The following is a 24483-nucleotide window of genomic DNA, read 5'->3' as shown; positions in this document are numbered from 1 at the left end:
GAAGCGCTCCGGACAGCTTGGCGGCACCACGGCGAGCCGCACGTCACAACGGAGGCTAGCAGAAGGGTTCTGAATCGATCCGGCGAAGCCGGGAGAATCCACTTCGGACAGTCCGGAAACCGTTTCCCGGCAAAGGGAACGAACCGGGAACGACCCAGACGACACTTCACGCCCCGGACAGCTCGCGTTCATCGGCGGGCCGCGCGGCCAGCATAGCTTCGCTTCCGCCCGGAGCCGGAGGAGGCCGCCGCCATGTCCAACGCCGTCAGCCGTCGAGGAGCATTAGGCCTAATGGGCGCGAGCGCTGCCGTACCACTGCTCGGCACTGGTCCGGCGGCAGCCGCGCCGCTGTCTCCCGCGCCGGGCGGCGGCGCGACCCCGGTGCAGGGTCTGCATCTCACGTTCGGCCGCGATCCCGCGCGGCAGATGGTGGTTTCGTGGCTCACCGACGGTCCGGTCCGCCACCCGCGCGTCCTCTACGGCACGCTCGACGACGGCTTCGGCTCGTACGCGCCCGCGGTCACGCGCACCTATGTCGACGGCACCTCCAACCGCACGGTCTGGGTGCACCACGCCGAGATCGACCGCCTCTGCCCGAACACCGAGTACCTCTACATCGCCCAGCACGACGGCGCGACGCCCGACGCCGGCACCTTCCGCACCGCGCCCAGCGGCCGGTCCGCGTTCACCTTCACCAGCTTCGGCGACCAGTCCGCGCCGCAGGTCACCTGGGATCTCAAGGGCGCGCCCGCGCTCGACTTCTTCTCCACCCCGGCCACGAAGGACATCGTGACCGGCATCGAGACCGTCGCGCCGCTGTTCCACCTGCTCAACGGCGACCTCTGCTACGCCAACCTCGACGTCGACCGCGTGCGCACCTGGAACAACTTCTTCACCAACAACACCCGTTCGGCGCGGTACCGGCCGTGGATGCCCGCCGCCGGCAACCACGAGATCGAGAAACAGAACGGCGCGATCGGACTCGACGCCTACCAGGCGTACTTCCGGCTGCCCTCCACCGAAACCGACCCGGAACTCGCCGGTCTCTGGTACGGCTTCACCGTCGGCTCGGTGCGGGTCGTCGTGCTGCAGAACGACGACAACTGCCTGCAGGACGGCGGCGACGTCTACGTCAACGGCTACTCCGGCGGCCGCCAGCTGGCCTGGCTGGAGAAGGAACTCGCCGCGGCGCGGGCGGCGCGCGACGTGGACTGGATCGTCGTCGCGATGCACCAGGTCATGATCAGCTCCTCCGACGCGAACGGCGCCGACCTCGGCCTCCGCGAGAAGTACGGCCCGCTGTTCGACCGCTACGGCGTCGACCTGGTGTTGTGCGGGCACGAGCACGACTACGAACGCTCCCTCGCCGTGCGCGGCGTCGTCTCGGAAAGCGAGACGCTCACGCCGAACCCGGTGTCCGACGCGACCGACAACATCGACACGACGCACGGGACCGTGCACATGATCCTCGGCGGAGGCGGCGTCTCGGGCACCACCAACGGCAGTTTCTTCAAGGACGGCACCGGAAAGGTGCTGACCGCCGTCGCGGACAAGCGGGATCCGGCCACCCGCAAGCGGAAACCGACTTACGTGCGCGAGAAAGCGGTGTGGAGCGCGGTCCGCGACCTCGACCACCCCTACGGGTTCGCCGCCTTCACCGTGGACCCCGGACGCCGTCCGGGCGGAACCACGACCCTGCACGTGACCTACTACAACGTGAACAAGCCGACCGGCGAACTGTCGGTTTTCGAGCGGTTCTCGCTGCACCGCAAGCGCGCCGACGGCTGACGTCAACCCCTTCTCCCGGCTGGTCCGGACCACCCCTCAAGCCGGACCGGCAGATCCTTAGCCGCGCTACGCTCTTTCCGGACCCGGCGGCCGCGACGGACACCTCCCCCATCGTCAGTCCTTTGTGGACCGCCGGGCCTCGAGGAGTTCCGATGGACCACGCCGTCACCCCTTTCGTGCTGGACCCGGCGGCGCCGGACGTGCACGGCGAGGGAGCCCGGCTCCGCGCACGCGGGCCGCTGACCGTCGTCGAACTGCCGGGCGGCGTGCTCGCCTGGTCGGTCACCAGCCTGCCGCTGCTGCGCAGCCTGCTCGCCGACCCGCGGGTGTCGAAGGACGCCCGGCGGCACTGGCCCGCGTACCGGGACGGCGAGATCGGCGCCGACTGGCCGCTGGCCATCTGGGTCTCGGTGCAGAACATGTTCACCGCCTACGGCGAGGAGCACCGGCGGCTGCGCTCGCTGGTGTCCAAGGCTTTCGCGCCCGGCCGGATCGCCGCGCTGCGCCCGGTGGTCGCGGAGATCGCCGAGGGCCTGCTCGCCGATCTCGCCGCCGGGCCCAGGGAAACCGACCTGCGCGAGCAGTACTGCTACCGGCTGCCGATCGAGGTGATCTGCCGGCTGGTCGGCGTCCCCGAACAGGCGCGGCCCGGCCTGCGCACCGCGGTGACCGGGATCTTCGCGACGGCCGCGACCGCGGACGAAGCGACCGCCAATGTCGAGCTGCTGTACGGAATCCTGGCCGACCTGGTCTCCGAGCGGCGCGCCGATCCGGGCGACGACCTGGCGACCGCGCTCATCGCCGCCCGCGACACGGACGGCTCCCGGCTCAGCGAAGAAGAACTGGTGGACACGCTGATCCTGGTGATCACCGCCGGGCACGAGACGACGGTCAACCTGCTCGACCAGGCCGTGACCGCGCTGCTGACGCATCCCGCGCAGCTGCGGCAGGTCCTGGACGGGACGCGCACCTGGTCGGACGTGGTGGACGAGACGCTGCGCTGGCAGTCGCCGCTTTCGCACCTGCCGCTGCGGTTCGCGCTGGAGGACATCGAGGTCGAGGGCACGACCATCCGCGAGGGCGACCCGATCCTCGCGTCACTCGGCCCGGCCGGGCGCGACGAGGGCCACCACGGTCCGGACGCGAACGAGTTCGACCTGTCCCGCAAGGACAAGACCACGCTCGCGTTCGGCCACGGGGTGCACTACTGCCTCGGCGCGCAGCTCGCCCGGATGGAAGCGGAACTCGGGCTGCCCGCGTTGTTCGAGCGGTTCCCGGGTCTCGCGCTGGCGCGGCCTGGGGACGAGTTGGAACCGGTGCCGTCGTTCATCACCAACGGGCATCTGACACTGCCGGTGCGGCTGTCGTGAGTGGCGATCCCGGTTCTAACCGGCATAAACACTCACGACTCCCATTCGGCCAGCACCTCTTCCGTGTGCGCGCCCGGCACCGGCGGTGACGACGGCGTTTCCGTAGCACTGCGCGAAAACCGCGGCGCCGGGGCGGGCTGGACGATCCCGTCCAGCGTGATCAGTCCGGACCGCGCGGCGATGTGCGGGTGCTTGGCGGCCTCGTCGGGGGTGAGGACTGGCGTGACGCACGCGTCGGTGCCGTCGAAGGTCTCGGCCCATTCGTCGCGGGTGCGGCTGAGGAAGGCGCGGGTGAACGTGGCGCGGAGCGTCGGCCAGCCGTCGCGGTCCAGCTGCGGCGGGAGGTCTTCCCCGGCGAGGCCGAGGCCGTTCAGGAGCGCCGCGTAGAACTGCGGTTCGAGGGAACCGACGGCGACGTAACGGCCGTCCGCGCAGACGTAGGTGTCGTAGAACGGCGCGCCGCCGTCCAGGAGGTTCGTGCCGCGTTCGTCGGACCAGGAACCTAGGCCGCGCAAGGCCCACATCATCTGGGACAGCACGTTCGCGCCGTCGACCATCGCCGCGTCCACGACCTGTCCGCGCCCGGTCCGGCCGCATTCCCACAACGCCGCGAGCACGCCCGCGATCAGGAACATCGACCCGCCGCCGAAGTCGCCGACCAGGTTCAGCGGCGGCACCGGGCGCTCGCCCGCGCGGCCGATCGCGTGCAGGACGCCGGTGAGGCCGAGATAGTTGATGTCGTGCCCGGCGCGCTGAGCGAGCGGGCCTTCCTGACCCCATCCGGTCATCCGGCCGTAGACGAGCCGGGGATTGCGCGCGAAACAGTCGTCCGGGCCGACGCCGAGCCGTTCGGTGACACCCGGGCGCAGGCCCTCGATCAGCACGTCGGCCTTCGCCGCGAGCCGCAGCACGAGTTCGCGGCCGTCGGCGGTCTTGAGGTCCGCGGCGACCGACCGGCGGCCGCGCAGCAACGGGTCCGGCTTGCCGCCGCTGAGGTCGAGCGACCCGGACGGCCGCTCCACGCGGACGACGTCCGCACCGAGGTCGGCGAGCACCATGCAGGCGTGCGGCCCGGGCCCGATCCCGGCCAGCTCGACGACTTTCAGCCCGCTCAACGGTCCCGCCACGTGCCCTCCTCGGCTCTCGGCGCCTGTGCCGCCGCGACCCTACCGGCCGGTCGGTCCCGCGACCGGGCGTGTGGGGTAACCCACCCGTGGCCCGACCCGGGCAGAACCGGCGCCGCACCTCACCCGAACCGGGGACTGGCGTCTCGCCGCCGCGTCAGCCGGGTACCCGGCTGGTATCCATGTGTCACGAATAGATCAAGGAGGATTTCGATGAGCTTTTTCGACCAGGCCAAGGACAAGATCCAGGAATTCGCGGGCAACAACCAGGACAAGGTCGGCCAGGGCGTCGACAAAGCCGCCGAATTCATCGACGAGAAAACCGGCGGCCAGCACGGCGACCAGATCCGCCAGGGCGCGGACAAGCTGAAGGAAAGCTTCGGCGGAGGGCAGCAGGGAGAACAGGACCAGGGCGGCCAGGGCGGTTTTGACCAAGGCGGCCAAGGCGGTCAAGGCGGGCAGCAGGGCGGATTCGACCAGGGCAGCCAAGGCGGGCAGGGCGGATTCGATCAAGGCGGCCAGGGTGGTTACGACCAAGGTGGCCAGGGCGGTTACGACCAGGGTGGCCAAGGCGGGTTCGACCAGGGCGGCCAGGGCGGCTACCAGCAAGGCGGCCAGCAGAGCTTCGACCAGGGCGGCCAGCAAGAGGGCTTCGGCCAAGGCGGTCAGCAGGGCGGTTACGGCCAAGGCGACCAGGGCGGCTACGACCAGGGCGGCCAGCAGGGTGAGCAGCAGTGGGGCAACCAGCAGTAGCAAGGGCTGAGTTCCGCGCCGCACGCGACGGCCGCACGCCAGCGGCTCCGAGCTGACCGCGCCAGGCCACAACCAGCCGCGGCGAACGGGCTTGCGGCAAGGCGAAACCTTGGCCAGTCGCCACAAGCGGACGCTGCTGAACTGGCAGCTATCGGACCGCCAGGCTCGCTCGGGAACCGCGACGCCGTGGCAAGTGCGGCCAGCGAAACGGCCAGCTGCGGCAGCAAATTCGGCCAGCGGCACTGAACCGGCCAGCTGCAGCGGCAACCGCGGCCAGCGGCGCTGAACTGTCGAAGCAGCCGCAACGGCGAGCGGTGCTCCGCCGGCGAATATCAGGCCGTGGTCAAGCGCAATCCGGCCGGAGCGGAGATCCGGTCGCATCGAACGAACGGGGCGGCATTTTCCGCGCGATTTCCGGTGTGTTCACCCGGACCACGCGAAAATGCCGCCCCGATTTTCGCCAGCGCTTCCCCCAGCCTTCGATTCGCCGAATTTATTTCATGTCCCGGTAGTCCACCGCGCGTTTTCCGGGGCCGGGTCAGGCGGGTTTGCGGGCTGAGATCAGCAGGTGTTCCTCCGGTTCCGCTCCCGATTCGTCCGGGGCGAACGTCTCCGTCCGGGTGCCGGTGATCTCCAGGCCTGCCGCCCGTACCCGATCGACCAGCGCCTCCGCCGGAAAGCTCGTCACCCGGATCGAGTGGCCGAGGAAGTCGATCGGCACGTCCTCGAGGTCGGCGGGCACCGTGACCAGCTCGAACCGCCCGCCCGGCGCCAGCCATCCGGCGATGCGGCCGAGCACCCGCTCGGTCTCCGCGCGCGGCAGCTGCACGAACGAGAAGAACGCGCACACCGCGTCCCACGTCTCCGGTCCCGACTCCCAATCCCGCACGTCGGCCTGCACGAACTCGGCCCCGGGCACCTGCTCGCGCGCGATCCGCACCATCTCCGCCGACACGTCGATCCCGGTCACCCGGTGTCCGGCGGCGGCCAGCTCCGCCGCGGCCGGGCGGCCGGTCCCGCTTCCGACGTCGAGGACCCGCGCCGACGGCGGCAGCGCCTCGATCAGTTCCCGCACCGCGGCGTCCACCACTGGCCGGCGGCCGAACGCCTCCTCGTACCTGGCGCCGATCGCGTCGAACAGCTCCGCGGTGGTCAGCTCTTCCGACATCCCGTTCTCCCCTCGCCGTCGAAGGAATCCAGGCTATCCGCCCCGGGAAGGCAGTTCGACGACGCCGAACCCGGCCAGCGCGGCGACCGCGGCGAGTGCCCCGAGGATCGCCCAGCTGACCGGGTGGCCGAGGTTGAGCGTCCAGGAGACGCCGGATCTCCGGTGCACGAGAACCGCCGGGTCGCCGCGGTTGACGTAGACCATGCCCGCGAGGTGCCAGTACCGGTCGTCGTCGCGCTGCACGCGGCGGGAGTCTTCCTCTTCGGCGGGCAGCCGATGTCCGGCGTCGCCGGCCCGGAACGCGAAAGCCACCCAGGCGACCGAAGCGGCGGCGAGCGGAAGGTAGCTGACCACTGTCGCCCCCGTCGTGGCCGGGACGATCTCCCATACCTCCAGCGACGCCACCAGCAGGCTCGCCGCCGCGCATCCGGCGGTGCCGAACAGCAGCCGCAGCACGCTCGCGAGGTAGGCGCGGTACCGGGCCGCCGAAGCGGACGGCTGCGCGGCATCGAGTTCCGGCCGGGCGCGCGGGAGAGCAATCGCCAGCAGGCCCACGAGAACGATGATCAACAGCTGCGCGGTGACGGTCGCGAACGCGCGGCCGAACGTCGTCGCGCTGCGCCGGGCGGAGTCGACGATGACGCCGTTGGGAGTCGGCAGTGTGTCGGGCAGCGCGCCGTACCGCCACGCCCCGATCGCCGCCGTGATCCCGAACAGCACCACCGCCGGTGCCAGGAAACTCCACTGTGGACGGACGGGATCGGTGCGCAGGGACGTGTCGGTCACGACTGCCTGACGGGTGCCGGAATACCAGTCGCCGGAGCGTTTCGCGGCGGCGATCGTGCGGTGCGCTTGATAGCCGAGCCCGCAGCAAACGGCCGCGAGAGCCGGCGCGGCGAACGCGGCCGCTCGCTCCCAGCGCAGTCCGGCCGAGGCGAAAGCAACCAGGACGAACGCGAGAGTGCCGGCTACCAGCACTCCGCGCGCGTAACGACGGTGCGCGCGGATGATCGCCGGTTCGGCGACGTGCGCCGCCGGAACCCGGACCCCGAACGGGAGCGTCGGCCGGGCCAGCGCGGGTGCGGACCAGAACGCGGCGGCCAGCAGCGCGACCACCGCGAGATCCAGATAGACCGACGAAGTCACGACGGGGTCTTGGCGCGAAAGGATTCGAGCACCGTGGCGCAGCGGACGGTCACCTCGTCCGCGTCCAGCCCGAGCGCGACCGCCTCGGCCAGCAGGGTGCGGAGGCGGTCTTGCCATTCGCCGGCGAACCCGGGCTCGGCCGGGCCGGACCGGGGGTCGCGGCGGATCACCGCGCCGCTCTTGCGGTTGATCCGGATCAGGCCCTGCGCGCGGAGCAGGTCGTAGGCCTTGTTCACGGTGTGGAAGTTGATGCCGAGGTCGGCGCCGAGCTGCCGGGTGGACGGCAGCGGATCGCCCTCGGCGAGGTCGCCGTCGGCGATCGCCTCCACCACCCGGTCGCGGATCTGCAGGTAGATCGGCGTCTCGCTGTCGAGATCCAAAGTCAGCAGCACCCGTCCATGATATCTGCTATACATCTAATAGAACAGATAACGCAGGGGGTGGTGGCGATGGCGACGGCCGAAATCGTCGGCGACGGGCTCCGGGTGCGGTTCGCCCGGTGGGAGCGGCTCGCGGTGTGGCGGGAGGAGGTCACGGTCCCGCTGGCGCGCATCCGGACGGCCGAACCGGTCGGGAACGCGCTGGCCCGCACGCGCGGCGGGCGGATCGGGCTGCTGGTCAGCGGGGTGCTCAAGGTCGGCGTGTGGGGGCTCGGCACCGGGACGCGGCAGCTGGTGTCGGTGCGCCGGTCGGCCCCGGCGCTGCGGATCGCCGTCGACGGCGGGGAGTTCGGCGAACTGCTCCTCAGCCTGCCTGATCCGGCCGGGCTGGCCGACGCGATCAAGGCCCGCGCATGAGCATCGCGGCGGAGAACCTGACCAAGCGGTTCGGCGCGGTGACCGCGGTCGCCGATCTGACGTTTTCCGCGTCCCCCGGCGAAATCACCGGTTTCCTCGGGCCGAACGGTTCGGGGAAGACCACCACGATGCGGATGCTTCTCGGCCTGGTCCGGCCAACCGCCGGAACCGCGACGATCGACGGCGTCCGGTATGCCGACCTGCCGCATCCGGCACGCGCGGTCGGCGCGGTCCTCGACGGGGCCGACCCGCACCCGTCCTGCTCCGCGCGCGAGCACCTGCGCATTTACGCCGCGATGGCCCGGCTGCCGCGCCGACGCGTCGACGAGGTCCTGGAGCAACTGGAGCTGACCGCTTTCGCCGACCGGCCGTCGCGCGATTATTCGACCGGCATGCGGCGGCGGCTCAGCCTCGCGACCGCGTTGCTCGGCGACCCGGGCGTGCTGGTGCTCGACGAACCCGGGAACGGGCTCGATCCGCAAGGCATGGCGTGGCTGCGCGAGGTGCTGACCGGGTTCGCCGCGAGTGGTCGCACGGTCCTGATCTCCAGCCACGTGCTCAGCGAACTGGAGCAGATCGCCGGGCAGGTCGTGGTCGTCCGCGACGGCCGCCTCGTCGCCGCCGGCACTCTCGCGGAGCTGTCCGCCTCGACCGTGCCCGCGGCGCTCGTCCGCTCCCCCGACGCCGACGACCTCGCCCGCGCGCTGGGCGAACCCGCCGACCGGATCGGGCCGGACCTCCTTCGCGTCCGCGGCCTCAGCACCGCCGAGATCGCGGACCGGGCGGCGGCCAGCGGCCTGCGCGTCCACGAGCTGATCCCGGAAAAGCCCGGCCTGGAACAGGTTTTCCTCGCCCTCACCGACGGAGCGCCCCGATGATCGCCGCCGAACTCCGCCGCCTGCGCTCCACCCGGCTGTGGCTGTGGGCGCTGGGCACCGCCGCGGTGTGCGGCGGCGGACTGGTCGGGCTGATCGGCTTGATCGGCCCGGAGCACGTCCAGCCGCCGATGCCCGGCCTCGACACCGCCGCCGGGGTGCGGAACGTGCTCGGCATGGCGACCGTGACCGTCCTGTTCCCCGCCGTTTTCGGCACCGTGGCGATGACGTCGGAATACCGGCACCGCACGATCAGCGTCACCTTCCTTTTCGCACCGCGGCGCTGGCGGATCCTCACCGCGAAACTCGCCGCGTTCGCCGTCGGCGGCCTTTGCTACGGCGTGGTCACCGCTGCCGCCGCCGGGCTCGCGCTCTACTGCAGCGCCGCGTTCCATGGCGTGACAGTCGGTCTCGCGCCCGCGACAGTCGCCGAGCTGCTTCTCCGGACGGCCGCCGCGATGGCGATCTACACAGTGCTGGGCGTCGGAATCGGGGCGCTGCTGCGGAATCAGGTCGCGGCGCTCGCGGTCGTGATCGGGTATCTGTACGTCGTCGAAATCGCCCTCCTCGCTATTCCCGGCGTGAACACGATCTACCCCTATCTGCCCGGCGGAGCGACCGCGGCGCTCACCGAATTCGGCTACCTCACCGACGCGCTGGCACAGCAGACCGGCCACGCGGGCGGGCAACTGCTGCCCACGGCGGGCGGCGCGCTCGTTCTCCTCGGGTACGCGCTGGTCGCCGCCGGGCTGGCGGTCGCGTTCCCACTCCGTCGGGATGTCACGTGACAGCTTCATACGTGGCCGCGGCGACCACCAGATCCTCCCAAGCCATCCCGACGCTCTTGAACAGCCGAGGTCCCGGCGGCACTGTCCGGCCGGAAGCCAGCGCGGCGAGCGATACCAGGGTATCCGCGGCCAGCGCGCCGGATTCCATTGCCAGCATTACATCCCCGGCTTCGCGAGTGGCCGCGCCGATGCCTTCGACGACCACTGTGGACCGTCCAATCAGGACATCGTCGACTTCCCGGGCGGCTGGCTCGTGCGAGCCGACGGCGACCACGGTGGCGTGTTCCGGCACTTTCGCGCCGTCGAACACCGGCGTCCGCGACGAGGTGCAGCAGGCGATCAGGTCGGCTTCAGCCACGTCGTCTGGCGTTCCGGCCCGCGCGAACGGGTACTGCGCGGCGAAGGCTTGCGTCCGTTCCGCGTTCCGGCCGACCACCACTACCTCGCGCACCGGCCGCACGGTCTGGAACGCCTCGATGTGACTCTCGGCTTGCGGGCCGGTTCCGAACACCACCAGGCGTTCTGCGTCTGGCTCGGCCAGCAGGTCCGCTGCCACCGCGGAGACGGCCGCGGTGCGCACCGAGGTGAGGGCGACGCCGTCCAGGAGCGCCATCGGTGTGAGGGTTGGGCCGTCCATCAGCAGGTAGTGGCCTTGGATCCGCGGCAGGCCCCGCGCCGGGTTGTCCGGTGCGACGGACGCGACCTTGACCCCGGCGTAGCGGTCCCAGAACGCGGGCATCAGCAGAAACTGCCCGGTGGGCACGGGGACGACGGACCGCGGCGGGTCCTGATCGGGGTCGAGACCGGCGGCGAGGGCCGCGCGGACGGCTTCAATGGCTTGCTGGACGGTGGGCCGGGCATCGAGGAGCAATCGCACCCCCGCACCCTCGCACAGGGCACCGACAGAACTGTTGAGCCGCAGGTCACAACGCCTTAGATACAAGGTGGCATGCATGTTAGCGTCGCAGCTGTGAACGTCGCGAAACCCGCCGCCGACCGCGCCTACCAGCTCACCAAGGAGCTGATCCTCACCGGCGAACTGCCCGGCGGGCACCTGTTCAGCGAGGGCGAGATAGCCGAGCGCCTCGGGGTCAGCCGGACTCCGGTGCGGGAAGCTTTCCTGCGGCTGCAGGTCGAAGGGCTGCTCAACCTGATCCCGAAGCGCGGCGCGATCGTCGTGCCGATCACTCCCGGCGAAGCCGAGGACGTACTCGAAGCCCGCGAGGCCGTCGAGAGCGCCGCGGTGCATCGGCTGGGCCGTCGTCCGGAGCTGATTCCGGACGCGCTCGAGAAGCTGCGCGCAGTGCTGGACACCCAGCGCAGGCACGCGGAGGCGGGCGACGTACCCGCGTTCGCCGAGGCCGACCAGCTGTTCCACCGCACGATCGTCGAGGCTGGCGGCAACGCGTTGCTGCTCAGCTTCTACTCGACGCTCGCCGACCGGCAGCGGCGGATGAACGTCCACGCGCTCGCGCCGATCCCGGCTCGCCTGCCGCAGGTCGTCGGCGAACACGAAGAACTGCTCACCATCATCGCGCAGGCCGAGACGAAGGCCGACACCTTTGCCCCGGCGCTGCGCGCTCACCTGGATTCGGTGCACCGTCGATGACCACTACCGCTGACCGCGCTCCCCTGCCCGAAACCACTACCCGGCCCGCCTGGTTCCCGGCCGCCGCCGCGGTGTTCGCGGCCGGCTGGGGCGGCAATCAGTTCACCCCGCTGCTCGTGATGTACCACGCCGCGGGCTACTCCGCGTTCACCGTCGACGCCCTGCTCGGCGCGTACGTCGTCGGCCTCGTGCCGGGCCTGCTGCTGTCCGGCGGACTGTCCAATCGGTACGGTCGCCGCCCGGTGATGTTCGCCGGCACCGCGCTTTCCCTGCTGGCGAGCACGCTGCTGGCGCTCGGCCCGCTCGGCGTGGCGTGGATCGCCGCCGGCCGGTTCCTCTCCGGCATCGCGGTCGCGGTCGCGATGGCCGTCGGTTCCACCTGGATCAAGGAACTCGCCGACGCCGACCCGTACAGCGCCGCCGACCTCGGCACCCGCCGCGCCGCGCTGTGCCTGACGCTGGGGCTCGGCATCGGCCCCGGGGTCGCCGGGGTGCTCGCGCAGTGGGGGCCGTGGCCGATGGTGCTGCCCTACCTGGTCCACATCGGACTCGCGCTGGCCGCGCTGGCCGCGATCACGCGCAGTCCGGAAACCCTTGCCGTCCGGACGGACTCGGTCCGCGCCGCGTTGCCCGCCACTGCCCGGCATCCGCGGTTCCGCCGCGTGATCCTGCCCGCCGCGCCGTGGATCTTCGGCTCGTGCGGCGTGGCGTACGCGATCCTGCCGCAGCTCGTCGAGCCGCGGACCGGGTCGTGGTCGCTGGCCTACTCGACCCTGCTCACTGTCTGCGCGATCGGCGCGGGCGTCGGGATTCAGCCGATCGCCAAGCGGGTCGACCGCGCCACCAGCGCGCGGGCCGTGCTCACCGGGATGACGGTGCTGTGCGCCGGACTTGTCCTGAGCGTCTTCGCGGCGGCGAAGGAATCGCCGTGGATCGCGCTCGGCGCGGCGGTGGTGCTCGGCGCCGCTTACGGCATCGTCGTAGTGTCCGGATTGCTGGAATTGCAGCGCCTCGCCCGGCCGGAGGAAATCGCGGAACTGACCGGCGTGTACTACGCGCTGGCCTATGTCGGATTCCTCTTGCCGTCACTTTTGGCGGCGCTGAACGGAGTAGCGGGCTACCCGGTGCTGCTCGCCTGCGTCGCGCTGGTCGCCGTCGCGGGAACCCTTGTGGTGACCCGGCACTCGCGCCGGCACCTGCCGCAGGACTGACCCGGATTCCGGCAAACGGGACCGAAGGCGCGCCCCGCGCGGCAATTCGGTCCCGTTTGCCGGATTTGTTTCCCACTATTGTCTCTTGTGGATCGCGGAGGATTCGGAAAGAGTTCTCGGCATCGGGAAATCGCACGCGGCACGATCGCGCCCGATTTCGTCGGGGCCGGTAACTCACGAACCCTTCTAGCAGGAAGTGGGAACTGCACATGGGGCGTTCCTCGCGATCCGTTCGTGCCCTCGTCATGGCTGCGACCGGCAGCCTGGTGCTGGCCGGGGTCACCCAGCCCGCGCAGGCTGCCGCGGCGACAGCCGGCAGCGCGCCGCAATCGGTGATCGTCGTCCTCGCGGACCAGCTGCCCGGCGCGCCGCCCACCAAGGCAGCCTCGGACACCCGCCGCGCCAAAGCCGCCCAAGAACAGGATTCGGTGCTCGCCAAGCTCACCGGCGCGGCACCGGCCAAGGTCAAGCACTTCGCGCTGGGCAACGCGTTCTCCGCCACCGTCACGCCCGAGCAGGCCGCACAGCTCGCGCACGACCCGGCTGTCGCGCAGGTGCTGCCGGACAGCAAAGTCACGCTGCCGGACGCCAAACCGAGCGCCCCGGCCGCCGCGCCGAAGGCAGGCGGACCGGCCGCGCAGGCCACGCCGAACGCGACCTGCCCGAGCGATCCGGCGAAACCGTTGCTGGAGCCCGAAGCGCTGACGTCGATCCGCGCGTACAGCACCAACGGCGGAAAGAGCGCGTCCGACCTGGCCAACGGAGCCGGGGTGAAGGTCGCGTTCCTCGCCGACAACATGGACCCGAACTACGCCGACTTCATCCGGCCCGACGGCAGCCACGTTTTCTCGGACTACCAGGACTTCTCCGGCGACGGGCCGAACACGACCGACTCCGGTGCCGAGGCGTTCGGGGACGCTTCGTCGATCGCCGCGCAGGGCGTCGTGGTGCACGACCTGTCGAAGTTCGTGAACGAGAAGCATCCGCTCCCGGCGGGCTGCAACATCGTCGTGAAGGGCGTCGCGCCGGGCGCGAGCCTGGTCGGCCTCAACGTGTTCGGCAAGACCGCCACGAACTCCGCGGTGCTGCAGGCGATCGACTACGCGGTGACCGTCGCCCACGTCGACGTGATCAACGAATCGCTCGGCCTCAACCAGTACCCGGATTCCAGCTCCCGCAACCTGTTCCAGGTCTTCAACGACCAGGCCGTGGCCGCGGGCGTCACGGTGACCGCCTCCAGCGGCGACGCGGGCACCACGTCCACGATCGGCAGCCCGGCCACCGACCCGCTGGTGATCTCGACCGGCGCGACGACCGACAACCGGCTGTACGCGCAGACCGGCTACGCGGCTTTCCCGTTCTCCAACGGGAAATGGGTGAGCGACAACATCTCCGCGCTGTCCTCGTCCGGCATCACGCAGAACGGCCGCACCATCGACCTCGTCGCACCCGGTGAGGGCAACTGGGCCGACTGCTCGCCGGCGTACGCGGAATGCCGCAACTTCAACACCGTTCCGCAGCCGACCGACCTCGAATCCTTCGGCGGCACCAGTGAATCCGCTCCGCTGACCGCGGGGGTCGCCGCGCTGGTGATCCAGAGTTACCGCAACGCGCACCGCGGTGCGTCGCCGACGCCCGCACAGGTGAAGCAGATCATCACCAGCACCGCGCGTGACCTCAACCTCCCGGCCGACGAGCAGGGTGCTGGCCTTCTCGACGCGCGCGCGGCGGTCGAAGCAGCGCTCACCGCTCCGGGCTCGACCGGGGCTCCGGCGGGCGTCTCGTCGAACATCACGCTGTCGGCCGACCAGCTGACGCTGGAAGGCGCGCCGGGAAGCACGCAGCAGGCGTCGGTGAACGTCACCAACTCGGGCACGAAGCCGCTCACCGTCAGCACCGGCACGCGGACGTTCGTCCCGATGGGCACGCAGACGCAGACCACCGCGTTCGACTCGACCAAGCTGCCGACTTTCCCGTACTTCAACGGCACGAACTGGGCGTACAAGAAGGTCACCTTCTCCGTGCCGAACGGCGCGCAGCGGCTGCTGGCGCGGATGGCGTGGCAGGGCAGCCCGAAGACGGTCAACGGCCAGTCGGTCACCCCGGTGGTGCGGCTGACGCTGCTCGCGCCGGACGGCACTTTCGTCGCCAACAGCCGTCCGCAAGGCGGGGCCGCGACGGCGAACTACGCCAACGTGGACGTCACGCGACCGGCGGCGGGCACGTGGACCGCTGTGCTGTACTCGGCGTCCGGACCGGTCGGCTACACCGGTGACGTCCAGCTGGCGGCCACCGCGCAACGAGCCGTCCCGTACGGCCAGGTCACGCCGCAGATCCTGCAGCTCAAGCCGGGCCAGACGAAGCCGGTGCACGTCTCGCTGCAGACCCCGGCCAGCGGCGGCGACGCGGACTACTCGATCACCTTCGGCAGCTCCGACGGCCACCAGACCACCGTGTCGGCCGTGCTGCGCGCGCTGATCCCGACGAAGAACGGCCCCGGCACCTTCAGCGGCACGATCACCGGCGGCAACGCCCGCGCGGTGTCTCCCGCGCAGACGTTCTCCTACGAATTCGACGTGCCGCGCGGCAAACGGGACCTCGATGTCGCGGTGAAGCTGCAGGATCCGGGCACGCTGCTCGACGGCGTCCTGGTCGACCCGAACGGCGAACTCGCCGACGTGAACAGCAACGCCTACCTCGATTCGGCCACGACGCTGAAGCAGGGCACCGGCCTGCAGCTCGTCGACGCGAATCCGCTGCCGGGCCGCTGGCACCTGGTGCTGGTGGTGCAGAACCCAGTGACGGGCAAGCAAATCGACCAGCCGTTCACCGGAACCGTCGGCTTCGACCAGGTCTCGGCCAGCGCGCCCGCGCTGCCGCAGTCCGCTTCGCTCGCGGCGGGCAAGGCGGTGACCGTGCCGGTGACGGTGCGCAACACCGGGGTCGAGCCGATCGCGATCGGCATCGACGCACGCACCAACGCCCGGCAAACGCTGCAGCCGCAGCCGATCCAGGGTTCGACCGAGGTCGACCTGCCGGAGCTGAACGCCAACGCGCCGGTGTACTCGATCCCGCCGGAGACGAGCACCTTCACCGTCGCGACGTCCTCGACCGTGCCCGCGCAGGCGGAGATCCAGGGTTCGGCGGCGGGCGTCGACGTGCTCGGCGACCTGAAGTCCGCGCAGAACGGGAGCACGGTGTCGGTCGCGACGATCGGCGAGAAGACCGGGTATGTCACCAAGGGCGTCTGGTTCGCCGACGTGCAGGAGATCGGCCCGTTCGGTCCGGAAGGCGCGCCCGCCGGGCGTTCCAGCTACACGGCGTCGATCCAGACCGCGGGCTTCGACCGCTCGGTGACGTCGTCGACCGGCGACCCGTACGGCCAGTCGGTGGACCCGAACGGCACCGGCGGCACTCCGCAGCTGGTGAAGCCGGGCGAGACCGCGACCATCCTGGTGACGATCACGCCGTCCGGCAAGCGCGGCGACCAGGCGGCCGGGCACCTGAACATCGTGACCGTGCCTTCGCTGCCGACCGGCGTGACCGGTCTGCCGCAGGTCGGAACCGGTGAGGTGCTGGCGACCCTGCCGTACAGCTACCGCATCGGCTGACGTTCCGTGAGGGGAACCCTCAGGGACTCTGATTCCTTCAGGGTTCCCCTCACGGACTTTCCGCGGGCTCAGTGCTGGTCGCGGCGGCGTGGCAGGCGCCGAAGCCCTCGGCACGCAGCAGGATCCGTCCATTGTGGACCCGGATCGCGGTCTCGGTCGCGTCGCTCACCGCCGAAACCCCCGCCGCGGCCGCCACCGCGCCGGTTTCGTCCACGACTACCCGCACGCCCGGCCAGGCCTGCTCCGGGCAGGATTTCTTCAGCAAGCCCCGCAGATCCGCCAGCACCAGGCTGGTCAACGGCACCAGCTCCGCCGGCTGGCCGGTCACCACGACGAGCGTGACGTCCTCGGCCGCGCGCAGGGCTTCTTCCACCGCGGACAGTCGGTGCAGGCCGATCACCGCGACCACCCCGTCGCCGTCGATGCGCGCCGGACGCGCTCGCAGCGCGTCGAAAACCTCTGGCGGGGACCAGGTTTCCCCGGCCGCGCGGGCTTGCGGCACGATCGGCGGCTCCGGCCAGGTGTCGGCCAAACCCAGCGTGGGCAGCGCTTCGCACGCGCGCACGACGTTGAACGGCTCGCCGAACCCGGGCGCCGCGGCGGCGAGCTGGCTCGCCCCGTGCAGCATCGTCAGCGCCGCTTCCGCCACCCGCACCAGGCGTCCGGACGACGGCGAAAGCCGTTCCAGCGCCAGTCCGAGGACGATCGCGTCGAACCGCAGCAGCTGCGCGTACGGCCGGTGGGTGAGTTCGTCGGCGAGGATTTCCGGCAGCAGGTCGACGCCGAGGCGCGCGTCCGGATCGGTGGCCAGCGGCAGCCGGGCGACCCAGGCGCGGGCGAACGCGCCGAGCACCTCCGCCGGCGTCAGGCCGGGGTCCGGGGCGGGCGGCTGGGCGGCGAACCGTTCCGCCTCGGCCGCGAGCACGGCGAAGTAGAGCGCGCGTTTGCCGGGGAAGTTGGAGTAGACCGCGCCGCGGGTCAGCTCGGCGCGTTCGGCGATCACGTCGATTTTGGCGTCGCGGAACCCGCGGTCGGTGAACTCCTCGCGGGCGGCGGCCAGCACCTTCGCCCGGTTGCGCTCCTGCGTCTGCGCCCTGGTCAGCCGCGCCATCGTGCGTCCTTCCGGTCGGCTCCTTGCCAAGATACCGCCACCATTCATATGATGAGATCATCTGAATTGAACATTTGGAGGTCTCTGGTGTCCCCCGTCCCCGAACTCGACCTGACCGATCCGGCCGTCACGAGCGATCCGTTCACCGCCTACGGCGCCGCCCGCGAACAGAGTCCGGTCGCCAAGCTGACCGGTCCGGGCTTCCCGCCGATGTGGGTGCTGACGCGGCACGCCGAGGCGCGCGCGATGCTCACCGACCCGCGCTTCGCCTTGAGCGAAGCCAGCTACCAGCGTCCGGACGTGCCCGAGCACTGCCGTCCGTATCTGCGGACCATGCAGGAGATGGAGGGCGCCGAGCACGCCCGGCTGCGCCGGCTGGCCACGCCCGCGTTCGCGGCCCGGCGGGCGCTGGACTTCCGGCCGGAGATCGAGAAAATCGTCGCCCGGTACCTCGACGCGCTGCCCGCGGAGGGTCCGGTCGATCTGCTGGCCGAGTTCGCCCGGCCGCTGCCGATGGAGGTCATCTGCGCGCTCGTCGGCGTTCCGGAGGCGCAGCGGCCGCGCTGGCACGAATACGGCTCGGCGGTCGTCCAGGTGTCCGGCGACGAATTCGCCACGGCCGTGCCCGGGATCATCGACAGTTCGCGGACCTTGGTCGCGCATCCGGACAGTGCGATGCTGGCGCATCTGACGAATGCGGGCCTGACCGAAACGGAATCCGTCGCGCTGGTCTGGCAGCTCGTATTGGCCGGGCAGACGCCGGCCAACTTCATCGCCAATTCCGTGGAAACGCTGCTCTCGCATCCGGATCAGCTCGCGGTGCTGCGCGCGGAACCGGAATTGTGGCCGGGAGCGGTCGAGGAATTGATGCGCTGGTGCGGTTCGCAGCTGCTGACGATTCCGCGGCGGGCGACTGAGGACCTCGATCTGCACGGCGTGCGGATCAGCGCGGGCGAGCCGGTGACCGCGTCGATCGCGGCGGCGAACCGGGATCCGCGCGTCTTCGCCGATCCGGACCGGTTCGACGTGCGCCGCTCGGCGGGCGCGCATCTCGGTTTCGCGCACGGGCCGCATTTCTGCCTGGGCGCGTCGTTCGCGAGGGTCCAGGCGGAGGTGGCGCTGACCGCGGTGCTGGAGCGGTTCCCCGGATTGCGTGTCCTGGAGGCGAAGCGGGTACCCGACCCCGGGACCTGGCGCCTCGCCGGGCTGACGGTCGCCTGGTAGCGCCCTCGATCGGGTGAGGTCCCGGCGGCGCCGCCCAGGTCCGGCTACCGTTTCGCCAGGTCGGCTCGACACCCCGGGAGGCACCCATGACCACGCCCACTCCGCCCGTCCTCGGCTTCGCGGTGCTCGACCCGCGGCGCGCGTGGCCGCTCGTGCTCACGCGCGGGATCCTGGGCGTCCTGTTCGGCGTGCTGGCGCTGGTGTGGCCCGGGATCACCGTGCTGGCGCTGGCTTTCCTGTTCGGGATCTACGTGCTGATCGACGCGGTCGGCGCGCTCATGCAGGCATTCCGGCCGGGCGACGGCGGGCATCGGATCGCGTACGCGCTGCTCGGCGTGCTCGGCCTGGTCGCCGGGGTGCTGACGCTGGTGTGGCCCGGGGTGACCGTGCTGGTGCTGGCGACGCTCGTCGGGGCGTGGGCGGTGGTCACCGGGATCATGGAAATCGTCGCCGCGATCCGGCTGCGGAAACAGATCACCGGCGAGGCGTTTTTGATCGTGGCGGGCGCGCTTTCGGTGATCGCCGGGGTGCTCGTGCTGTTCCACCCGATCGCGGGCGCGTTCGGCGTCGCGCTGCTGATCGGGATTTACGCGGTGATTTACGGGGTAACCCTGGTGGTCCTGTCGTTCCGGCTGCGCACGCTGGCGAAATCCGCCGACCCGGCGGAACAGCCTGAGTAGCGCGACAATCGGGACGACCGTTTTCCGCGACTTGTGCGACGGAGGAACCGCCGATGGCGCAGCAGTACCCCGGCGATTACGGGGAGGACACCCGGCCAGGAATCGACGCGGCGCGGCTGTGGGCGGGCGGTGTGGCGACCGCGGTGGTCGCGGCGCTCGTGGCGGTGGTCGGCCTGCTGATCGCACGCGGCATCTTCGACGTGCCGGTGCTGGCTCCCAAGGGCGACGGCCTGTGGGGCAAGGCGAGCACGCCGACCTACGCGATCTCCGCGGCGGCCGTCGCCCTGCTCGCGACGGGTCTGATGCACCTGCTGAGCGTGGCGACCCCCGCGCCGGGCCAGTTCTTCGGCTGGATCATGGTGCTGGTGACGGCCATCGCGGTGGTCCTTCCGCTCACCCTGACCGTCGGCATGGAAGCGAAAATCGCGACGGCGGCGATCAACCTGGTGATCGGGCTGGTGATCGCTTCGCTGGTGAGCAGCATGGCGGCGAGCGCGCGGACGTTGCATCGGCGGAAGCGCAGCAGCCGGGCGGAGCCTCCGCCGCCTACCCGGCAGTGGCCGGAGGGGCCGACTACGTATTACGACCGCTGAGCAGTTCCGGTCGAGTCCACCCCGATTGCGGCTTTCTTCCGCCGGCCGAAGGCTGATCATGGAGGAATGGCTGGCTCCTCCCCGGACGATTCCCGCACCGAAGGCGACCGCATCCGGCTGGACGGCATCCGGACGGTGGGTGCCAGCAAACCGCCGAACGCGACCTCGCGACGAAACGTGCGGAACTGCGGTTGCGCGAACAGGCGAACGCCGACGCCCGGCACGACGCGACCGAACGGCGGATCAACGAGCTTTACCTCAAGGCCGTCGAGCAACTCGGGGCCGGACAGGCTCCGGTGCGGCTGGCTGGCCTGTACGCGCTGGACCGCCTCGCCCAGGAGAACCCGCGGCTGCGACCGACCATCGCCAACGTGCTGAGCGCCTACCTTCGGATGCCGTACGACCTGCCCGACGGAACGCGAAGTCCGGCTCACCGCGCAACGGCTGCTGGCCCAGCACCTGATCCCCGACGCCAAGCGGGACCTGTTCTGGAGCGACGTGGAACTCGACCTGTCGGGGGCCGTGCTGTTCGACTTCGTCTTGAACGGTGCCGCGCTCCACAACGCCCGCTTCACCGGGGCGCGGTTCATCGGCGACGCTTGGTTTCACGAGGTCACCTTCACCGGCACGACTCGCTTCGAGGACACGGAATTCGTCGGGACCATCATGTTCCGGCACGCCAAATTCCAGCAAGCCGCACGTTTCGATCAAGCACTCCTGCGCGGCGTCGCCCGGTTCAGCGGCACCGAATTCGAACACAGCGCGAGGTTCGACGGTGCCGGTTTCATGACCGCTGTGGTGTTCGACGACGAGGCTGCGACGCAGAGCGCGTACTTCGACGGGGACGTCGGGTTCGACGGCACCACCCTCAACGGCGCGGCCCCCGCAGCTCCAATCCGATCGGCTGAGCCTCGACGACGAGGTCTAGCACCGTCGAGGAGGCCGCAGCGCCTCCTCGATCGCGTCCAGCACCCGCACCGCCAAATCCGGATCCGACAGTTCCGGCAGCAGTCGATCCACCGGTGTCAGCGTCGTCAACGCGTGCGCGCACGCCCGGTGCACGTCCAGTTGGTACAGCGGGTCGTTCACCGGCCGTGCGACCAACCCCCGGCGCAATGCCGCGAACAGGCCGGGCAGTGGGAGCAGGCCCGCGCTTCGGTCCGGCGCTACCAGCACCGTCCCGCCGAGGTCGCCGGACGCGTCTACTACCACGGTCGCGTTCCGGGCGACTTCGGACAGCGGGTAGCCGGCCGCGTCGTCGCGGCGCCAGGCTACGACCTCCCCTATCCCCGACGCGACCAGCAACGGCACCAGCAGCGGCATCGTGTCCGAGCCCGCCACCACGACCTTCGCCGCGAACGGCGCGACTTGCAGCCGGCGGGTCCTGGTCAGCACGGCGGCGGTCAGCACGATGCCCGAGGTTTCCTCCTCGGTGATCACTGGCACCCCGCCGCCGGAGGCGATGTCTCGTTGTGCCGCACGGGCTTTCGCGGGTTCCGTCCCAGTCAGGTAGACCGCTTCGACCTCGGCGGGCAGGGAGCGCAGCGCGGCGGACAGTTCGCCCGCGTTCCGCGAGCGCACCGCGAAAGCCGATGCCGGTACGCCGGTGTGTTCGCGGATCGCTTGCGCGTCGGAGCGCAGCAGCGCCAATGACGGTTCCGGCTCGTCTGGTGCGCTGTCCCCGACCACCGCCAGCCCGGTTCGCACCTCGTTCACCTGCCGGCCTCGCCTGCGTCCGGGACGTCGAGGTCGACTCCGTTGTGCCGCGCGATTTCCCGCAACTCCGCCAGCCGCGCGCGGTGCGCGTCGGCTTCGTCCTCGCCCGCGGATTCCAGCGCCTGGCGCGCCGCCGCGACGCCCCGCTTCAATTCCCGCACGAATTCACTCGGCATACTGCCTCCGGTCGATGGGTTCACAGATCGTTGCCCGCGTAGGAGAGGTTGAAACTCTTGTTGGCGAGCGGGAAATCCGGGACGATCGTGTCCACGAGCGCCACCGGCAGCGCGGGCCAGTTGAAGAAGCTCGGGTCGACGGCTTTGACGCGGGTCAGCACTCCGCCGGAGAGTTCGACGCGGTGCACGATCGTGCCGCGCCAGCCCTCGGCCACTCCGACCCCGGAACCGGCGGAACCAGCGAGCGCCGACTGGCTGCCCAGCGAACCGGTCAGCCGCTCCACGAGTGCCGCCGAATGGCTGATTTCCTCCGCCCGCACCAGGAAACGGGACAGGACGTCGCCGTCGGTGCGCGTGTGCTCAACTGGTTCGCCCAGGTCGAGGAACGGGTGCTCGTACCGCGCGTCCCGGCGGAGGCCGCTGGCTCGCGCGACGTAGCCGAGGGTGCCGAGGTCCGCCGCTTGCTGTGGCGAAAGCACTGCCGTGCCCGCGAATCGGTCCCGGACTACGGAATGCTCCACTGCCAGCGCGGCGATCTCCCCGGCTTCGGCGGCCAATGCCCGCACTTTCGCCGGGTCCGGCAGCCGGGCAAGCCGGGCTCCGCCGAGCCGCACGCCGCCGCGCAGGAGCCGGTGTCCGGCGACTTCTTCGTTGTGCCGCAACAGTTTTTCTCGCACTACCTGTGCGTGCGAGTTCAGCACCGAGTGCCCGACGTCGTTGCACAGCGCACCGAGATCGGCGACGTGGTTGTGGATCCGTTCCAGCTCAAGCAGGACCGCCCGGACCCGCGCGGCGTCCGCGGACACTTCCAGGCCTAGGGCGTCCTCCACGGCGAGGCAGTAGGCCAGCGCGTGGCCGACCGCGGTGTCTCCGCTGATCCGTTCGGCCAGCTCGATCCCGGCGTCGGGCGCCCGGCCGGCGAACAGGGCTTCCAGTCCTTTGTGGACGAACCACAGCCGGGCCTTGAGGTTCAGGATCGTCTCGCCCGCCACGGAGAACCGGAAGTGCCCCGGCTCGATCATCCCGGCGTGCACCGGGCCGACCGGGATCTCCGACACCCCGGGCCCCTCCACCGCGCGGAACGGATACGGCCCGGCGACCTCGCCGAACTCCGGCGGCGCACCGGCCCCGGCCCGCATCGGGTACCAGCCGCGCGGCCAGTGGAAATGCCGGACCAGCCGGCGCGGCAGCGGATGGTCCTCCGGGACGATGCCGAACAGGTCCCGCATTTCGCGCTCGAACCGGCCCGCCGGGAACGACAACCGGGCCAGGCTCGGCAGCCTCGGGTCGGCTGCCGGGAGCCGCACCTGCAGCTCGGCCCGGCGGTTGCCCTCGGCCAGGAACAGATACACCGCGCGCAGCTGGTCGCCGTCGTCGTGGCCGGAGACGAGCGCGACGCGGAAACCCTCTGCCAGCAACGATTCCGCCGCTGCGGGCAGTTCGGCGGGCGTCACATCCCGGACGTTCACGAGCCTCCTCCCCCAGTCCGCACGGCCGCGTCCAGCAACGACGCCAGCGGACCGGTCCAGAACCCGAGCACCGCGGCCGCAACCAGCGGAACCGCCAACGCGGCGCGCGTCGCCCACGGCATCGCCACCGGAGCGCGCGCGGCGCCGGGCCGCCGGGCGGTTCGCCCAGCAGCATCCGCGTCGTGTGCCCGGCCAGTGCCGCCGCGACGACCAGCACCAGGACCAGGACGATCGCCGTCGCCCAGCCGAGGCCGCCGGCGAAACCGGCGCGAGCGAGCCCTAGCTCGCTGGCGAACAGGCTGAACGGCGGCATTCCGGCCAGCGCCAGCACCCCGGCGCCGAGACACCCGGCGAGCACCGGGCCGCGCACGGCCAGCCCGCGCACCCGGTCGATCCGGCTCGTGCCGGTCCCCTGCGCGACCCGGCCCGCGCCCAGGAACAGCACCGCCTTGACCAGGCCGTGGCCGAGCACGTGCACCAGCACCGCCGCCGTCGCGACCGGACCGCCGACCGCCGCGCCGAACGACACCAGCCCGAGGTGCTCGATGCTGGAATAGGCCAGCATCCGCTTGTAGTCGCGTTGGGCGAGCAGCAAAGTCGCGGCCACCAGCAGCGACGCGAGCGCCATCACGAGCAGCAGGCCGCGGGCGAACCCGGGGCCGAGCGCGGCGTCGGCGACCACCTTCACCCGGAGCACGGCGTAGAACGCGACGGCGAGCAGCACCCCGGACATCAGCGCCGACACCGGTGCGGGCGCTTGCGAATGCGCATCCGGCAGCCAGGCGTGCAGCGGAGCCAGGCCCGCTTTCGCTCCGAAGCCGAGCACCAGCAGGGTGACCGCGATCCGCGTGACGCCGTTGTCGAGGCCGTCCGCCCCGGCCGCCAGGCCAGCCAGGTCGAGGCCGCCCCCGGCGTGTCCGGACGCGTACCCGAGCAGCAGCGTGCCCAGTAGCGCCAGCGCGAGCCCGGCCGAGCAGATCACCACGTACTTCCACGCCGCTTCGACCGCGGTCCGGGTGCGGCTTTGGCCGACGAGGAACGCGGTCACGACCGTCGTCGCTTCGATCGACACCCACAGCAGGCCGAGGTTGGCGGCGAGAACGGCGAGCGTCATCGCGGCGAGGAACAGGTGCACCAGCAGGCCGTGCCTCGCCGCCGTGCGCGCGGTCGCGCGGCCTGCGGCGCGTTCGGCCGCGAAATGCCCTGGCGTGGCCAGCGTCGCCGGAACCGCGACCGCGCTGATCACCACCAGCAGGAACGCCGACAACGCATCG

General features: G+C 71.0%; 22 protein-coding genes and 2 pseudogenes. 13 read left to right on the top strand and 11 right to left on the bottom strand.

Going from position 1 to position 24483, the window contains the following annotated elements; all coding sequences use genetic code 11:
- Nucleotides 1-291: 291 nt before the first annotated feature.
- Nucleotides 292-1788 carry a purple acid phosphatase family protein gene (locus RPX00_RS29705; RefSeq protein ID WP_406630317.1) on the top strand — a complete coding sequence of 499 codons (1497 nt, stop codon included), beginning with the start codon at nucleotides 292-294 and terminating at the stop codon, nucleotides 1786-1788.
- 152 nt (nucleotides 1789-1940) lie between these two features.
- Nucleotides 1941-3158 (top strand): cytochrome P450, encoded by a 1218-nt coding sequence (locus tag RPX00_RS29700; protein WP_406630316.1) that lies wholly within the window; start codon nucleotides 1941-1943, stop codon nucleotides 3156-3158.
- A 32-nt stretch (nucleotides 3159-3190) separates the two neighbouring features.
- On the opposite strand, the gene RPX00_RS29695 is transcribed toward RPX00_RS29700, so the two are convergent.
- Nucleotides 3191-4285, bottom strand: coding sequence for a CaiB/BaiF CoA transferase family protein (locus tag RPX00_RS29695; protein WP_406630315.1), 1095 nt, complete (start codon nucleotides 4283-4285; stop codon nucleotides 3191-3193).
- A 210-nt stretch (nucleotides 4286-4495) separates the two neighbouring features.
- On the opposite strand from RPX00_RS29695, the gene RPX00_RS29690 reads away from it, so the two are divergent.
- Complete coding sequence (locus tag RPX00_RS29690) at nucleotides 4496-5035, top strand: antitoxin (RefSeq protein WP_406630314.1); 540 nt, start codon at nucleotides 4496-4498, stop codon at nucleotides 5033-5035.
- 538 nt (nucleotides 5036-5573) lie between these two features.
- Here RPX00_RS29690 and RPX00_RS29685 read toward each other — a convergent pair.
- The 3 genes from RPX00_RS29685 to RPX00_RS29675 are packed head-to-tail and all read right to left on the bottom strand — an operon-like array spanning nucleotide 5574 to nucleotide 7741.
- A complete protein-coding gene (locus tag RPX00_RS29685; protein ID WP_406630313.1) occupies nucleotides 5574-6203 on the bottom strand; it encodes a class I SAM-dependent DNA methyltransferase in 630 nt (209 codons plus the stop codon).
- Nucleotides 6204-6236: 33 nt separating this feature from the next.
- A complete protein-coding gene (locus tag RPX00_RS29680; RefSeq protein WP_406630312.1) occupies nucleotides 6237-7349 on the bottom strand; it encodes a DUF1648 domain-containing protein in 1113 nt (370 codons plus the stop codon).
- Complete coding sequence (locus RPX00_RS29675) at nucleotides 7346-7741, bottom strand: GntR family transcriptional regulator (RefSeq protein WP_406630311.1); 396 nt, start codon at nucleotides 7739-7741, stop codon at nucleotides 7346-7348. Before RPX00_RS29675 ends, RPX00_RS29680 begins: the two co-directional genes overlap by 4 nt.
- Nucleotides 7742-7798: 57 nt before the next feature.
- On the opposite strand from RPX00_RS29675, the gene RPX00_RS29670 reads away from it, so the two are divergent.
- The 3 genes from RPX00_RS29670 to RPX00_RS29660 are packed head-to-tail and all read left to right on the top strand — an operon-like array spanning nucleotide 7799 to nucleotide 9809.
- Complete coding sequence (locus RPX00_RS29670; RefSeq protein ID WP_406630309.1) at nucleotides 7799-8146, top strand: hypothetical protein; 348 nt, start codon at nucleotides 7799-7801, stop codon at nucleotides 8144-8146.
- Nucleotides 8143-9024 carry an ABC transporter ATP-binding protein gene (locus tag RPX00_RS29665; RefSeq protein ID WP_406630307.1) on the top strand — a complete coding sequence of 294 codons (882 nt, stop codon included), beginning with the start codon at nucleotides 8143-8145 and terminating at the stop codon, nucleotides 9022-9024. Before RPX00_RS29670 ends, RPX00_RS29665 begins: the two co-directional genes overlap by 4 nt.
- Entirely contained in the window at nucleotides 9021-9809 is a 789-nt protein-coding gene (locus tag RPX00_RS29660) for an ABC transporter permease (protein ID WP_406630305.1), read from the top strand. Before RPX00_RS29665 ends, RPX00_RS29660 begins: the two co-directional genes overlap by 4 nt.
- Here RPX00_RS29660 and RPX00_RS29655 read toward each other — a convergent pair.
- On the bottom strand, nucleotides 9802-10686 hold the full coding sequence (locus RPX00_RS29655; protein ID WP_406630303.1) for an ornithine cyclodeaminase family protein: 885 nt from the start codon (nucleotides 10684-10686) through the stop codon (nucleotides 9802-9804). The two genes, RPX00_RS29660 and RPX00_RS29655, sit on opposite strands and share 8 nt — an antisense overlap.
- 93 nt (nucleotides 10687-10779) lie before the next feature.
- On the opposite strand from RPX00_RS29655, the gene RPX00_RS29650 reads away from it, so the two are divergent.
- From RPX00_RS29650 to RPX00_RS29640, 3 genes are all read left to right on the top strand, one after another.
- Nucleotides 10780-11418: a GntR family transcriptional regulator gene (locus tag RPX00_RS29650; protein ID WP_406630301.1), complete on the top strand. Its 639-nt coding sequence runs from the start codon at nucleotides 10780-10782 to the stop codon at nucleotides 11416-11418.
- Complete coding sequence (locus RPX00_RS29645; RefSeq protein WP_406630299.1) at nucleotides 11415-12629, top strand: MFS transporter; 1215 nt, start codon at nucleotides 11415-11417, stop codon at nucleotides 12627-12629. Before RPX00_RS29650 ends, RPX00_RS29645 begins: the two co-directional genes overlap by 4 nt.
- Nucleotides 12630-12874: 245 nt before the next feature.
- Nucleotides 12875-16240, top strand: coding sequence for a S8 family serine peptidase (locus RPX00_RS29640; protein ID WP_406630297.1), 3366 nt, complete (start codon nucleotides 12875-12877; stop codon nucleotides 16238-16240).
- Nucleotides 16241-16289: 49 nt separating this feature from the next.
- Here RPX00_RS29640 and RPX00_RS29635 read toward each other — a convergent pair whose 3' ends face one another.
- Nucleotides 16290-17351 (bottom strand): TetR/AcrR family transcriptional regulator, encoded by a 1062-nt coding sequence (locus tag RPX00_RS29635; protein WP_406630295.1) that lies wholly within the window; start codon nucleotides 17349-17351, stop codon nucleotides 16290-16292.
- 87 nt (nucleotides 17352-17438) lie between these two features.
- Here RPX00_RS29635 and RPX00_RS29630 point away from each other — a divergent pair, with 87 nt between their 5' ends.
- From RPX00_RS29630 to RPX00_RS29615, 4 genes and pseudogenes are all read left to right on the top strand, one after another.
- Nucleotides 17439-18575, top strand: a complete 1137-nt coding sequence (locus tag RPX00_RS29630; protein WP_406630293.1) for a cytochrome P450 — start codon at nucleotides 17439-17441, stop codon at nucleotides 18573-18575.
- 86 nt (nucleotides 18576-18661) lie between these two features.
- Nucleotides 18662-19255 carry an HdeD family acid-resistance protein gene (locus RPX00_RS29625; RefSeq protein ID WP_406630291.1) on the top strand — a complete coding sequence of 198 codons (594 nt, stop codon included), beginning with the start codon at nucleotides 18662-18664 and terminating at the stop codon, nucleotides 19253-19255.
- A 53-nt stretch (nucleotides 19256-19308) separates the two neighbouring features.
- Nucleotides 19309-19848, top strand: coding sequence for a DUF6069 family protein (locus RPX00_RS29620; RefSeq protein ID WP_406630289.1), 540 nt, complete (start codon nucleotides 19309-19311; stop codon nucleotides 19846-19848).
- 498 nt (nucleotides 19849-20346) lie between these two features.
- Nucleotides 20347-20598: pseudogene (locus RPX00_RS29615) on the top strand (pentapeptide repeat-containing protein); the annotation flags it as partial.
- Nucleotides 20599-20772: 174 nt separating this feature from the next.
- Here the strand turns inward: RPX00_RS29615 and RPX00_RS29610 are convergent.
- From RPX00_RS29610 to RPX00_RS29590, 5 genes and pseudogenes are all read right to left on the bottom strand, one after another.
- Nucleotides 20773-21564 carry a hypothetical protein gene (locus RPX00_RS29610; RefSeq protein WP_406630287.1) on the bottom strand — a complete coding sequence of 264 codons (792 nt, stop codon included), beginning with the start codon at nucleotides 21562-21564 and terminating at the stop codon, nucleotides 20773-20775.
- Nucleotides 21561-21740 (bottom strand): hypothetical protein, encoded by a 180-nt coding sequence (locus tag RPX00_RS29605; protein ID WP_406630285.1) that lies wholly within the window; start codon nucleotides 21738-21740, stop codon nucleotides 21561-21563. Before RPX00_RS29605 ends, RPX00_RS29610 begins: the two co-directional genes overlap by 4 nt.
- A gap of 20 nt (nucleotides 21741-21760) precedes the next feature.
- Entirely contained in the window at nucleotides 21761-23209 is a 1449-nt protein-coding gene (locus tag RPX00_RS29600) for an NADH-quinone oxidoreductase subunit C (RefSeq protein WP_406630283.1), read from the bottom strand.
- Entirely contained in the window at nucleotides 23206-23331 is a 126-nt protein-coding gene (locus tag RPX00_RS29595; protein ID WP_406630281.1) for a hypothetical protein, read from the bottom strand. The genes RPX00_RS29600 and RPX00_RS29595 overlap by 4 nt, the downstream gene beginning before the upstream one ends.
- Nucleotides 23332-23486: 155 nt before the next feature.
- Nucleotides 23487-24323 (bottom strand): annotated as a pseudogene (locus RPX00_RS29590) (proton-conducting transporter membrane subunit); the annotation flags it as partial.
- Between the last annotated feature and the right edge of the window lie 160 nt (nucleotides 24324-24483).

The organism is Amycolatopsis sp. WGS_07 (genome assembly GCF_045278895.1).
GTDB lineage: Bacteria > Actinomycetota > Actinomycetes > Mycobacteriales > Pseudonocardiaceae > Amycolatopsis.
This window is presented reverse-complemented; position numbering and strand designations above follow the sequence as displayed.